General features: G+C 69.5%; 12 protein-coding genes and 3 pseudogenes. 7 read left to right on the top strand and 8 right to left on the bottom strand.

The genetic code is table 11. The features are described from left to right. Positions 1–21: 21 nt before the first annotated feature. Entirely contained in the window at positions 22–1,179 is a 1,158-nt protein-coding gene (locus OOK07_RS27395) for an adenosine deaminase (protein ID WP_266799079.1), read from the bottom strand. A gap of 113 nt (positions 1,180–1,292) precedes the next feature. Between OOK07_RS27395 and OOK07_RS27390 the strand changes: the two genes are divergently transcribed. Together OOK07_RS27390 and OOK07_RS27385 are read left to right on the top strand one after the other, a co-directional pair. Continuing rightward, positions 1,293–2,054: an alpha/beta hydrolase gene (locus OOK07_RS27390; RefSeq protein ID WP_266684170.1), complete on the top strand. Its 762-nt coding sequence runs from the start codon at positions 1,293–1,295 to the stop codon at positions 2,052–2,054. Between the two features lie 16 nt (positions 2,055–2,070). Further along, positions 2,071–2,241 (top strand): annotated as a pseudogene (locus OOK07_RS27385) (transposase); the annotation flags it as partial. A gap of 310 nt (positions 2,242–2,551) precedes the next feature. Here the strand turns inward: OOK07_RS27385 and OOK07_RS27380 are convergent. Then, positions 2,552–3,379: a glycine-rich domain-containing protein gene (locus OOK07_RS27380; RefSeq protein ID WP_266799076.1), complete on the bottom strand. Its 828-nt coding sequence runs from the start codon at positions 3,377–3,379 to the stop codon at positions 2,552–2,554. A gap of 467 nt (positions 3,380–3,846) precedes the next feature. Between OOK07_RS27380 and OOK07_RS27375 the strand changes: the two genes are divergently transcribed. Next, entirely contained in the window at positions 3,847–4,059 is a 213-nt protein-coding gene (locus tag OOK07_RS27375) for a hypothetical protein (protein ID WP_266684165.1), read from the top strand. A 312-nt stretch (positions 4,060–4,371) separates the two neighbouring features. Here the strand turns inward: OOK07_RS27375 and OOK07_RS27370 are convergent, their stop codons facing one another. Continuing rightward, positions 4,372–5,409: a hypothetical protein gene (locus tag OOK07_RS27370; protein ID WP_266799074.1), complete on the bottom strand. Its 1,038-nt coding sequence runs from the start codon at positions 5,407–5,409 to the stop codon at positions 4,372–4,374. A 105-nt stretch (positions 5,410–5,514) separates the two neighbouring features. After that, positions 5,515–5,640, bottom strand: a pseudogene (locus OOK07_RS27365) (IS21-like element helper ATPase IstB); the annotation flags it as partial. A 53-nt stretch (positions 5,641–5,693) separates the two neighbouring features. On the opposite strand from OOK07_RS27365, the gene OOK07_RS27360 reads away from it, so the two are divergent. Together OOK07_RS27360 and OOK07_RS27355 are read left to right on the top strand one after the other, a co-directional pair. After that, positions 5,694–6,071, top strand: a complete 378-nt coding sequence (locus OOK07_RS27360) for a DUF397 domain-containing protein (protein WP_323182989.1) — start codon at positions 5,694–5,696, stop codon at positions 6,069–6,071. 96 nt (positions 6,072–6,167) lie between these two features. After that, on the top strand, positions 6,168–6,953 hold the full coding sequence (locus OOK07_RS27355; protein ID WP_266799070.1) for a S1 family serine peptidase: 786 nt from the start codon (positions 6,168–6,170) through the stop codon (positions 6,951–6,953). Positions 6,954–7,256: 303 nt separating this feature from the next. Here the strand turns inward: OOK07_RS27355 and OOK07_RS27350 are convergent. Beyond that, positions 7,257–7,445, bottom strand: a pseudogene (locus OOK07_RS27350) (IS5/IS1182 family transposase); the annotation flags it as partial. Positions 7,446–7,545: 100 nt separating this feature from the next. After that, positions 7,546–8,508, bottom strand: coding sequence for a LysR family transcriptional regulator (locus OOK07_RS27345; protein ID WP_266684160.1), 963 nt, complete (start codon positions 8,506–8,508; stop codon positions 7,546–7,548). Positions 8,509–8,570: 62 nt separating this feature from the next. Here OOK07_RS27345 and OOK07_RS27340 point away from each other — a divergent pair, with 62 nt between their 5' ends. After that, entirely contained in the window at positions 8,571–9,884 is a 1,314-nt protein-coding gene (locus OOK07_RS27340) for an MFS transporter (protein WP_266799068.1), read from the top strand. 174 nt (positions 9,885–10,058) lie between these two features. After that, the gene (locus OOK07_RS27335; RefSeq protein WP_266799066.1) at positions 10,059–11,078 is read left to right on the top strand and encodes a sigma-70 family RNA polymerase sigma factor; all 1,020 of its coding nucleotides are present in this window, start codon (positions 10,059–10,061) and stop codon (positions 11,076–11,078) included. On the opposite strand, the gene OOK07_RS27330 is transcribed toward OOK07_RS27335, so the two are convergent. Continuing rightward, the gene (locus tag OOK07_RS27330) at positions 10,962–11,348 is read right to left on the bottom strand and encodes an STAS domain-containing protein (RefSeq protein ID WP_266799064.1); all 387 of its coding nucleotides are present in this window, start codon (positions 11,346–11,348) and stop codon (positions 10,962–10,964) included. The two genes, OOK07_RS27335 and OOK07_RS27330, sit on opposite strands and share 117 nt — an antisense overlap. A 180-nt stretch (positions 11,349–11,528) precedes the next feature. Next, positions 11,529–12,806 carry a thymidine phosphorylase gene (locus OOK07_RS27325; RefSeq protein WP_266802038.1) on the bottom strand — a complete coding sequence of 426 codons (1,278 nt, stop codon included), beginning with the start codon at positions 12,804–12,806 and terminating at the stop codon, positions 11,529–11,531. Between the last annotated feature and the right edge of the window lie 46 nt (positions 12,807–12,852).

The following is a 12,852-nucleotide window of genomic DNA, read 5'->3' as shown; positions in this document are numbered from 1 at the left end:
CATACACCCCGATACCTCCGGTCACTCCTTCACGGGCACAGAACCGCTGGTGGAGGAGGTCTGCTGGAACAGCCATTCGGACTTCAGCTCGGCATATCCGGGCTTGATGACGTCATTGATCATCGCCAGTCGTTCATCGAAAGGAATGAACGCTGATTTCATCGCATTGACGGAGAACCACTGCATGTCATCGAGCGAGTAACCGAATGCATCGACAAGATGCTCGAATTCCTGGCTCATACTTGTGCCGGACATGAGTCTATTGTCCGTATTCACGGTAGCCCGGAAGTGCAGCCGACGCAGCAGACCGATCGGATGCTCGGCGTACGAGGACGCCGCTCCGGTCTGGAGGTTGGAGCTCGGGCACAGTTCGAGCGGGATGCGCTTGTCCCGTACGTACGAGGCGAGCCGGCCCAGCTTCACCGAGCCGTCGGCCAGTACCTGGATGTCATCGATGATGCGCACACCGTGCCCCAGCCGGTCGGCGCCGCACCACTGCAGGGCCTGCCAGATGGACGGCAGCCCGAAGGCCTCGCCGGCGTGGATGGTGAAGTGGTTGTTCTCGCGCTTGAGGTACTCGAAGGCGTCGAGGTGCCGGGTGGGCGGGTAACCGGCCTCGGCGCCCGCGATGTCGAATCCGACGACGCCCAGATCCCGGTAGCGGTTGGCGAGTTCGGCGATCTCCAGGGCGCGGGCGGCGTGCCGCATGGCGGTGAGCAGGGCGCCGACCCGGATCCGCCGACCGTTCGCCCGGGCCAGCCGCTCCCCTTCGCGGAAGCCCTCGTTGACCGCCTCGACGACCTCCTCCAGGCCGAGCCCGCCCTCCAGGTGCTGCTCGGGGGCGTAGCGCACCTCGGCGTACACGACGCCGTCCTCGGCTAGGTCCTCGGCGCACTCGCGGGCCACCCGGACGAGCGCGTCCCGGGTCTGCATGACGCCGACGGTGTGGGAGAAGGTCTCCAGGTACCGCTCCAGCGAACCGGAGTCGGCGGCCTCCCGGAACCAGACGCCGAGCTTGCCGGGGTCGGTGTCGGGGAGGCGTGAGTAGCCCGAGTCGCGGGCGAGTTCGACGATCGTCCCCGGGCGGAGGCCGCCGTCGAGGTGGTCGTGCAGCAGAACCTTCGGCGCCCGGCGGATCTGATCCGGCGTCGGGATGTTCGAGATGGTCTGGCTCGTCATTTCCGCACTCTAACTCCTACGCGCGTAGATCGCGCGGTGTACATCTGCGTCGATACGTAACGGTGATCCCAAGGACGGGTCATGTATACCTGGCCTTCTGACACTGTTCTGTCATGGCACACCAAGCGACGCCGGTTCGACGGGCCCGGCTGGGGAGGGCGCTCGGCCCGGAGCCGACGGCGGTGAGCGCAGTGGTCCTGCTGCTCCCCGGCGGGGACGAGGAATCGGCCCGCAGACCCTCCCCCATGCTGGCGACCGCATCCGTACGCGCGTTGGGCCGCCGCCTGGCCCGCGCGGGGCGCGACGAGGGGCTGGCCACCCATGTCGTGCACTACCGCTACCGCGGCTGGAACGGCAGCGAGGCGCACCTGGCCCGCGACGCCTCCTGGGCCGCCGACGAGGCCGTACGGCGGTACGGGGACGTTCCCGTCTGCCTCGCCGGTCTCGACATGGGCGGCCGGGCGGCACTGCGTGCGGGCGGGCACGAGATGGTCAACTCCGTGCTGGCGATCGCCCCTTGGCTGCCGGAGGAGGACGTCGCGGCCTCGCCCGAACCGGTGAGGCAGCTCGCGGGGCGGCGGGTGCTGATCGTGCACGGCACGAATGACGACGTGTCCGACCCCGAGCTGTCCTTCCGGCTGGCGGCGCGGGCGAAGAAGGCGAACCGGGACGTGTGCCGGTTCGAAGTGCACTCCGACGGCCATGGGTTGCATCAGTACCGGAGCGAAGTGCACGCGCTGGCCGCGGACTTCGTGATGGGGACGCTGTTCGGGCGGTCCTTCTCGCGGCCGGTGGAGGATGCGCTTGCGGCTCCGCCTCCTCTGGGGTTGCGGATGCCGTTGGCCGCGGGCTTCGGCAAGTCGTTGCGCAGGTAAGGGCTCGGGGTGCGCATCGCTCAAGGGCGTGTCCGCCCACTACCTCCGCAAGGAGTACGCCGACCACATCCGCAAGTACCTGTGGGGCGCGCACTTCTGGACACCCTCACACTTCGCGGCCTCCGCCGGAGGAGCACCGCTGTCCGTCATCAAGGAGTACATCGAGCAGCAAAAACGCCCGCTGTAACGCGGGCGTCAGAGCAGTCCAGAGAAGCCATTCCTCCCGAGCCCCAAAGGGCCGGGATTCCTGGCTAGATCATGTTGAACACGCTGGGCAGTGCCTTGTCCGCCCAGTAGCCCTCACCCGTACCCGACGGCATTGCCACCCCACCATCCCGGCCGTATCCATCTGATCACTGATGGTGAAGCACCATGCAATGGTCAGAGACGAGCGGCGACCGCGCCTCCGACGTGTCCGACGGCCTGCTCCACGGGATCTCGGCCCTGTTCTCGTATTGCTACGGCCAGGTGGTGTGTGGCACTGCGTGATGCTTAGGTCAACTGACGTCCGTGGTGTAGGTCAGCACCACGCATCCATCGTTCCCCGCGTAGCCGGGGGTGGAAGGCCTTTGGCCGGCCGTGCCGGCGTTGCCGGCGCCAATTCCTCCATGACCGCCCACGCCGGCGGTAGGGCAGCTGTCGGGGCGCTGCGGGGGCGTGCCGCCAGCGCCGCCCCCGCCGCGATGGTTGCGACCTCCGGCCTGGCCGCCCGTGCCGCCGTTGCCCGGGGTGATGGTGCGGTCGGTGCCCTCGCACCGGCTTGCCTGTGCGCCGCCGCCCCCGCCTCCGCGGGTGCCGTCGCCGCTCCCGCCGTGTCCGGATGCATCGCCGCCGGGCCCCTCCCAGCCGTGCTCGGCGGATGCCAGGGTTTTCGCGCCGATATCGACGGTGGTGTTGGAACCGTTCTTACCCCAGGCACCGTCATTGTTCCGGCCGCTTCCGCCGGTGCCTCCCGCTCCGCCGCTGCCGACCGTGAGGGAGATCTTCGATCCGCTCTCGACGGGGATGAGGCACGACACCACGGCCGAGCTGCCGCCTCCGCCGCCTCCGCCGCCGCTCAGGGGCCCGTAGTTGTTGCCTCCGCCCCCGCCTCCTCCGCCGCCTCCGCCCAGGGCCACGATGCGGATCTGACTGACGCCCTCCGGCACGGGGAAGGTGTGCGCGCCGGGTGAGGCATACGTCTGCACCTGGGCAGCAGGGGCCGCGGGCGCGGTACCCGACGACAGTAATGACGCGGCCGCCATCGCAGACACCACAACCGCGCGCCGCGGCCTGGAAGATGGAATGGATTTCATGAATAACCCCTTGAAGATCGATTCGGACATCGCAAGGTTCTCCACCTGCACCCATGTCCCATGCGCTTTCACACACGGATTCGATCTTTCTGGGGGCACCTCGAACTGGTGTCAGTCACCTTCTCGCTCGGATGCAGCTACTACTCGGACCCCGAGATCCGGCGGCTGCTTGCTCGATTGCGTCCGGTTCCCGTGGTGATGGCCCTGTTCTCGTATGTGCGTCGCCGTAGTAACGGACGCGAAAACAACGGATATCGCTGAACTGGGACGATGGTGCTCGGAGAGCCCTGTTGTCCGGGCCGCTCGCAGCGGTGGCTCGACGGTCGGTGCCTTCAGCCGGCGTCCGGGCCGATCCCCCAACACGTGTTCGCAGCGTCTTCCGACAGGTCGCGTGAGCTCTCACGCACCCCCAGGCGCGCGAGTGGCGGCTCATTGAACCGGGAAGCCTCCCGCTGATCTGTGCGGCAGCAGCCGCTTACGCCGTTCGGGAGGTTGCCATGAACAGCATCCGTCGCATTGTCACCACCATCGGGGTGAGCGCCCTCCTTGCCCTGGGCAGCATCTCAATGGCCACACCCTCCCAGGCACAACCAGCTCCCGGCGCCCGTCTTCCCGCCCACGCCGGCGGCGGCCCTGAATGGAGCCTCCACGCCATCGTCGGCGGCCTCGACTTGGACCTCGCCACGCTCATCCCCGGTTTCGACGGCTGATCCGTGCGGCAGCAACAACCGCGCAATTGTGGACACCTGGCCGTGCAGTAACTCAGCTTGTGCATCCGGGGAACTGCCTGATCCTAGATGTCGTTGGGGGTCCCATCCGCTGGGATGTCCGGCTGGCTCCGCCGCGGTGGCCCCCTTGGATATCGGGCGTCCTGGGTGGCTGGCTCCCTGATCTGGCTTCATAGGTGGGAACGGACACCACTTGTCGACGAGTTTGGGCAGCACGTGTCGATCGCCGAACCGTGAAATGTCGATGAGAACTGACACCGCTCGCTCGGTGGCCGAGTCGATGTCTTTCCTCTGCTATTCGGTGATGTTGGGGTTGCTGCGCAGGATGTCCTCGGTGGTCTGCCAGAGCCGGGGCAGGAACCGGGTCACCTCGTCGGCCCGGTGGATGAGCTCACGGGTGGAGCTGATGCCGAGATCGGTGACGGCCGCCTGGAATGCCGGCGCGAGGGCTGCGTGCAGTTGGGGGGCATCGGCGGCCAGGATGGTGTGGCAGCGGGCGAAGGTCGCGATGATCCAGAAGACGGCCTCGTGGTGGTCGCCTGAGTCGATGAGCCTCTGGCTTCCGTCAATCGCGATCGGCCGTGCGGTGGGCGTGATGTCGCTGCTGAAAAAGAACGGGGTCTTCGCCACTTGGACGGTGGCGTCGAACGTCGTGGCGAGTTCACGCAGATGGTGCTGGACACGCTGCGCGGGCAGGTGTGAGCAGCCGAGAAGGTTCAGAAGTTCCGGGTAGAGGCTGAGGTGGCCGTAGTCGGTGAGGACCTCGCGAGCGGCCAGATAGCGCAAGCGGACGGTGGGGTTGCGCAGGGCGGCGACGAGAAGGACGTGGCAGGTCACGCCGGTGGGGAATAGCCAAGAGATCACCTGCTCGTGGAACGGCGCCGAGGTGTCGATCGCAGCGAGGCGGGTCTCGATCCGCTGGCGGGCATCCTGGCATCTGCGGCGGACCCAGGGTCGGGCGGCGAAGTGGCGCGAGATGTGTGCATGCAGTTTGTGCAGATCGCCGGTGGGGTCATCGATGATCGCGTCAGTGCGGAAGCTGCCTGCCAGGTGATAGGACGCCAGGACGTCGTCGGCGGAGGCGATCTCGGTCCAGGGCAGGTAGCTGACTTCCAGCAGGGCGTCCTGGAAGCGAAGTTTCCCTGGCTTGGCCGGTGGGTCCTCCTGGGCGGTGACGACGAAGATGTCGATGTCCGAGGAGGGCGACAGCTCCGCGTCGTCCGGCAGCCCGACGGTTGAGCCGCTGAAGTACGCACCCCGGAAGCCAGCATCGGGTTGGGCATGCTGGGCAACCCACTGGATCGCGGCGGAACGTGCCAGTCCGACCTTCACAGCCGAATCTCCCCTCTCCCCGGTGACGTCTGCAGGATCTTTCATTGTTCCAGTTACTGAGGTTGAGAGGTGCGACGCCTCCTGACGAAGTAAGTCCCAGGGCGGTCAGCCTGCCCTGCCGTCCTGGGCGGCGGCCCGGGCTTGGGTGATGGCGAGGCGACAGGAGTCGGTGCCGGTCTGGATCAGGTTGCCGCCGAAGGTGAGCCGGTCGACGATGGCCGCGCAGAGCCGTCCCCGCCCGGACATCACGGCGATCGCCGCGTACAGATCGACCTTGGTCTTCGGTGGCACCGGCGCCCCGTCACCACGCAGAGCACCACCAGCCTCCCAACGCAAGCACCCAAGTGGTGTCAAAACTCAGCGATATCCCTCTCCGTCGACACCGGGCGGTGTCGCCGCCGATCGACAACCGGTGTCAGGACTCACCAATAGAACGTGGAGAAGCTGAACGCTGCGAGCGGGACGACGATCGGCGGCTCCTTGCTCAAGTCCCGCTACCCGATGGGACTGGCGGCGAGTGCGTCGAGGTCGCCCCCGCCCTCCCGGGCCTCGTCCCCGTTCGCGACAGCAAGGACCCCGACGGCCCCGCGCACCACTTCTCCGCCGACGCCTTCACCTCCTTCGTCTCCGCCGTCAAAGGCGGCCACTTCCGGACTCCCTGACGGACAGTGTCCTGGTGCCTTTGTCACCTGTGGCGCGGCTATGTGCCCCGCCACGTCGTCAGGCGTTCCGTGTTGCTGCGTAAGCTCGTTGTGTCCATGGGGGCGGCGCTTGGGTTGGCCGTCGCCAGCACCTCCCCGGCCGCCGCCATCACCGGCGGAAGCCCCGCCACCACTGGTACCGCGCCCTACCAGGTCAGCGTCATCGCGCAGGGTCGATTTGGCCTCAGCCACACCTGCGGCGGCTTCCTGCTCGACGCGAACAAGGTGGTCACCGCCGCCCACTGCGTCGACGGCCAGGATGCCGGCTCGCTGCAGGTGAAGTATGGCGGTGTGAACCGCAACCACCTGCCCCATACCCGCGGGGTCAGGACGGTGCACGGGTACCCGGGCTTCAACGCCGAGACCCTGGCCGGCGACATCGCGGTCCTCACCCTCAGCCAGCCGGTCACGCAGAGCGCCACGGTCCAGTTCGCCCCACTTGTCACCACCGACCCCGCCGCGGGCGCGGTCGCGAAGGTCACCGGCTGGGGGCGCACCCAGGCGGACGCCACAAGCCTGCCCACCCTCCTGCACACCGTTCAGCTCCCCATCACCACCCCTGCCGCCTGCGAGGCCGCCTATTCGGGCGTGAACCTCACCCTCGGTGGTGACGAAGGCGGCCCCCTGGAGGGCCTGGCCCCGGTCCTCCACACCACCAGCATGCTCTGCGCGGGTCCTGCCGCCGGCGGCAAGGGCATCTGCTTCGGCGACTCCGGCGGCCCCGCCGTCGTCAACGGCATGGTCGTCGGCATCGCCTCCTGGGCGCGCGGCTGCGGCGAGGCCGGATCCCCCTCCGTCTTCACCAGCGTCGCCCACTACCGCAACTGGATCCACTCCGCGTAGGAGGCCGTCGCGGCCGGCACCCGGTCGTTCGCCGCGCGGTCGCCGGTCGTGACGCGCACGCCGTCCTCGCGGTAGGCGCGGACGAGCAGGACGTGCCGTTCCAGGTCGGCGGCGGACGACGGGCTGCGCGCCCGAGCCGCCGCCGGCTGGTCGCGGGTGAAGGGTGGCCCTCAGGCGTCGGGGCGGGCGAACAAGCCGGGTTCGGGTTCGATGAGGATGCCCCGGCTGACCAGGCGTTTCAGTTTGGAGCGGATGCCTTCGGTGTTCTTCGGGAGGATCGGCAGGTCGAGGGCCTGGCAGAGGTCGCGCGGCCTGCGGAACGAAGCCCTTGTCGTCCGGGTTGCGTTCGACGATCTCGACGTCGATGCCCACGTTCGTGCCGTGCTCGACGACCTTCTTCTTGAAGCCCTGGTCGACCAGCGCCTTCTTCACGCTGCCGCTCAGCTCGGCGACTTGGTCCAGCAGGGTGACGCCCGCGGGCGCATGCTCATGCCATAACCAAAGCGAACCCTGAACTCCTGACCGGCAGCGATGCCCCAACGTCACACCATCCAGCGATGACAAGACCGTCAGAACGCCACATCCCGCACTCTCAGGTCGGCAGCAGATTCCCCCTCCTTGAGAGCAGGAACCTCTTGAAGGCCGCCACGGGGGGTGTGTCCGGGTGGCCCTCCCGCCAGGCGACGCCGATTTCACGGAGTGCTCGTTGGCCGGTGATCGTCAGCTCCACAACTCCCGGGCGGGGCACGGTCGGTGGGGGCAGAAGGGCGACTCCGAGGCCTGCCGCCACCAGGCCCCGCAGGGTCTCCGCCTCCTCGCCCTCGAAGGCGACCCTCGGGCGGAAGCCGGCCTCCTTGCAGAGGTCGTCGGTGATGCGGCGCAGGCCGTAGCCGGGTTCGAGGGTCACGAAGGTCTCGTCGGCCGCTTCGGCGAGGCGGATGCGCCGGCGGGCCGCGAGGGGATGGTCGGCGGGGACGACCAGGCGGAGTTTCTGTTCGTCGAGGCGGCGGGCGACCAGGCCCGGGGCGTCCGGGACGGGGGACGTCAGACACAGATCCAGCTCCCCCGCGTACAGCTTCTCCAGCATCGCCTCGCCGTAGTTCTGGACCAGGCTGAAGCGGATGCGGGGGTGGTCGACGCGGAAGGCCTGGAGCAGGCCCGGGACGGTCTCCGCGCCCATGGTGTGCAGGAAGCCGAAGGCGACCTTGCCGGTGGCCGGGTCGGCGTCGGCACGGACCTCCTCGGCGGCCCGCCCGATCTCGGCGAGGGCGCGCTCGACGGAACCGAGGAAGGTGCGGCCGGCGGGGGTGAGGGAGACGGTGCGGCCGTGGCGGGCGAACAGGTCGACGCCCAGGTCCTCTTCGAGCCGGGCCATGCCCCGGGACAGGGTGGACTGCGGGACCTGCATCTCCTGGGCGGCGCGCGTGACGTGCTCGGTGCGGGCGACGCCGGCGAAGTGGGCGAGCCGCGGGGCGAGCAGCGTGACGATGTCGTCGGTGTCTTTTGTGTCACTGGACGGTGACAGACGAGCTTCTGACCTTTGCTGATGCACCATGGGAACGATTATGACGATTCCATGCATTGGACGGATGAGCGGGCCCTACGTAACTTCGAGGCATGTCTCCCGCCAGTACCGGGGCGTCCACCGTCGTGGACGCCGTCTCGTCCGTCCCCGCTTCCGTCTCCGCTTCCGTCCCGGCCTCCGAGTCCGCCCCCGACTCCCGTATGACCCCGGGCGGCCCCGGCTACCGCCGGATGAGTTTCGCCCTCTTCCTCGCGGGGGTCGCGACCTTCGCGCTGCTCTATTCCACCCAGGCCCTGCTGCCGCTCATCTCGGGCGAGTTCGGGGTGGCGGCGAGTGAGGCGAGCTGGACGGTGGCGGCGGCGACCGGTGGTCTGGCGGTGTTCGTCCTGCCGATGAGCGCGCTCTCGGAACGGTTCGGCCGCCGTACGGTGATGACGGCCTCCCTGGCGGTCGCGGTGACCGTGGGGCTCCTCGTCCCCTTCGCGCCCTCGCTGACCTCGCTGGTCGTGCTGCGGGCGGTCCAGGGGGCGGCACTGGCCGGTCTTCCGGCGTCGGCGACCGCGTATCTGGCGGAGGAGGTCCGGCCGAAGGCGCTGGTCACGGCGATCGGCCTGTTCGTGGCGGGCAACAGTGTCGGCGGGATGAGCGGCCGCGTCATCACCGGGTGGGTCGCGCAGGAGTGGGGCTGGCGGGTCGCGGTGGGCGTGATCGGCGCGATCGCCGTCGGGTGCGCGGTGGCGTTCCGGCTGCTGCTGCCGGCGCCCAAGCACTTCGCCGCCGGTTCGCTGAGGCCGCGCGTCCTTGCCCGGACGGTCCGCGACCACCTCTCCAACCCGCTGCTGCGCCGGCTGTACGCGATCGGCGCACTGTTCATGACGGTGTTCGGCGGCGTCTACACGGTGATCGGCTACCGCCTGACCGAGGCGCCGTTCTCGCTCCCGCAGGGCATCATCGGCTCGGTCTTCCTGGTCTATCTGGTCGGCACGGTGTCGGCGTCGACGGCGGGGCGGCTGGTCGGCCGACTGGGCCGCCGTGGGGCGCTGTACCTGGCGGGCGGCACGACGGCCTCGGGCCTGCTCCTGTCCCTCGCGGGGTCCCTCGTGCCGGTCCTGCTGGGTCTGGTGCTGATCACCGCCGGGTTCTTCGCGGGGCACGCGGTCGCGTCGTCGGCGGTGAGCAAGACGGCGACGACGGGGCGCGCGCAGGCGTCCGCGCTGTACCAGTCGGCGTACTACGTCGGGTCGAGCGCGGGCAGCACGGTGGGGGCACTGGCCTTCCACTCCTCGGGCTGGGCCGGGACGGTGGGCGTCGGTCTGCTGGCGGTGCTGGGGGTCGTGACGATCACGGTGCTCGGGACACGAGCCGCTCGGGCGACGGCGCGCCGTCTCAGCCCGTCCGGCGTGTGACGACGAGGCCGTTCAGGCCGATCGGGGTCAAGGGGGCAGCGCCCCCTGGCACGGCAACCCCCACCCACCTGCACCTTTCCCCACTCGACACGCCATTGTCAGTGCCCTGCGCTAGCTTCGGACGTGCTGGGCGCGATGGCGCGCGACAGGAAATGCCACAGGGGTGGGTGGACGATGAGCGACGGTACGGCGACCACGACGACAGACCTCGACGTCAGGCTGGAGAAACACCGCGTCGAGCTGACCGGGTACTGCTACCGCATGCTCGGTTCCTCCTTCGAGGCCGAGGACGCGGTGCAGGACACGATGGTCCGCGCCTGGCGCAGCTACGAGAAGTTCGAGGGCCGCTCCAGCCTCCGTTCGTGGCTGTACCGCATCGCGACGAACGTCTGCCTGGACATGCTGACCGCCGGCAACAAGCGCGCCCGCCCGATGGATCTGAGCGAGTCGACTCCGCTGGCCCAGGCCGCGCTCTCCCCTCGCCCCGACAACACCTGGCTGGAACCCATGCCGGACGCCCGCGTGCTGCCCACGACGGAGGATCCGGCGGAGGCGGCCGTCGCCAAGGAGTCCGTGCGGCTCGCCTTCATGGCCGCCCTGCAGCAGCTGCCGGCCAAGCAGCGCGCGGTGCTGATCCTGCGGGAGGTCCTGGCCTGGAGGGCGAGCGAGGTCGCCGAGCTGCTCGACACCTCGGTCGCGTCGGTCAACAGCGCCCTGCAGCGGGCCCGCGCGACACTCGCCGAGCGGGGGGACAAGGCGGCGGGCGCGGCCGTCTCCGACCCGCTGGACCCCGAGCAGCAGAAGCTCCTTGACCGCTATGTGGCGGCCTTCGAGGGGTATGACATGACGGCGCTGACGGCCCTGCTGCACGAGGACGCGGTCATGACGATGCCGCCGTTCGACCTCTGGCTGACCGGCCACGACGACATCGCGGGCTTCATGACCACGCTGGGCTCGGCCTGCGAGGGCTCCCGCCTGGTGCCGGTCCAGGTCAACGGCCTGCCGGGCTTCGCCCAGTACAAGCCGGACCCGGACGAGGGCGGCTACGCCCCCTGGGCGGTGCAGGTGCTGGAGATCTCAGACGGCCGGCTCACCGGGTTCCACTTCTTCCTGGACACCAAGCGCTGGTTCCCGCTGTTCGGCCTGCCCCTCCATCTCGAAGCGGAGTCCGACGACGCCAAGGAGGGCGTCTAGAGAGGGCGCGGGGTCCCGCAGCCGGATCCGGCCCCCGGCCCGCCGCGCGGCCAGCTCCAGCCGTGCCAGCAGGTCCACGGAGCCCAGCGCGGGCGGCCCGATCCCGGCGACGTCGACCACCACGGCCCCGGCACCGGTGGCCTCCAGCAGCGCGCGCACCTCGTCGCACAGCCCCGCCACCTCGTCACGGGTGACGGGGCCGGTCAGCACGAGTACTGCGGGTGTCATGGCGTCCACGAGCGGTAGACCGGGCATACGGGCGGAACTCATCGCGAGCCCGCACAGGATCACATTGACCTGCGTCCTGCCCAGTCCGTGCCCCTGGGGGTCCCGGACTCGGCGGCGAGTGCGCTCATGGCGGTCTCCCATCGGTCGTCACCGATCCCAGCTTGCCGAACGGGACCGGCGCCGGTCCACCGATCCCGTTCACCCGAACTAGGAAAGCCCAGGTCAGGCAATGCGCTCCAGCACCACCGGCGACGCCTTGAACTCCGTACCGGCCGACCCGATGTCGTACGAGCCCTCCACCGCCTGCAGCGCGTACTCGAAGCGGTCGGGGGTGTCGGTGTGGAGGGTCAGCAGGGGCTGGCCCTCGGTGACCGTGTCGCCCGGCTTGGCGTGCATCTCGACGCCCGCGCCCGCCTGCACCGGGTCCTCCTTGCGGGCACGCCCCGCGCCCAGGCGCCAGGCGGCGACGCCGATGCCGTAGGCGTCGAGGCGGGTGAGGACTCCGCTCGACGGGGCCGTGATGACGTGCTGTTCGCGGGAGGTGGGCAGGGTCGCGTCCGGGTCGCCGCCCTGGGCCGCGATCATGCGGCGCCAGACGTCCATCGCCGAGCCGTCGGCCAGGGCCTTCGCCGGGTCGGCGTCCTTCACACCGGCCGCGTCCAGCATTTCGCGGGCCAGGGCGAGGGTGAGCTCCACGACGTCCGACGGGCCGCCGCCCGCCAGGACCTCCACCGACTCGCGGACCTCCAGCGCGTTGCCGGCGGTGCGGCCGAGGGGGGTGGCCATGTCCGTGAGCAGGGCGACCGTCTTCACGCCGTGGTCGGTGCCCAGGCCCACCATCGTCGAGGCGAGTTCCCGCGCGTCCTCGATCGTCTTCATGAAGGCGCCCGTGCCCACCTTCACGTCCAGGACGAGGGAGCCGGTGCCCTCGGCGATCTTCTTCGACATGATCGAGGAGGCGATCAGCGGGATCGCCTCGACCGTGCCGGTGACGTCTCGGAGCGCGTACAGCTTCTTGTCCGCCGGGGCCAGGCCGTCGCCCGCCGCGCAGATCACCGCGCCGGTGCCGTCGAGTACGGAGAGCATCTCCTCGTTGGAGAGCAGAGCGCGCCAGCCGGGGATCGACTCCAGCTTGTCGAGCGTGCCGCCGGTGTGGCCGAGGCCGCGGCCCGACAGCTGCGGGACGGCCGCGCCGCACGCCGCGACCAGGGGGGCCAGCGGGAGGGTGATCTTGTCGCCGACGCCGCCCGTGGAGTGCTTGTCGGCCGTCGGGCGGGACAGGGACGAGAAGTCCATGCGCTCACCGGAGTTGATCATCGCGGCGGTCCAGCGGGCGATCTCGCGGCGGTTCATGCCGTTGAGCAGGATGGCCATCGCGAGCGCGGACATCTGCTCGTCGGCGACCTCCCCGTGGGTGTAAGCGTCGATGACCCAGTCGATCTGCTCGTCGCTGAGTTCGCCGCGGTCCCGCTTGGTGCGGATGACGGAGATGGCGTCCATGGCCATGGCGTGTGTTCCTTCCGAGGTTCATGGAAGTGTGCGGCCC

The sequence above is a fragment of the Streptomyces sp. NBC_00078 genome, from assembly GCF_026343335.1.
Taxonomy (GTDB): domain Bacteria; phylum Actinomycetota; class Actinomycetes; order Streptomycetales; family Streptomycetaceae; genus Streptomyces.
Note: the sequence above shows the minus strand (reverse complement) of the source record. Positions and strands in the feature narration are given on the sequence as shown.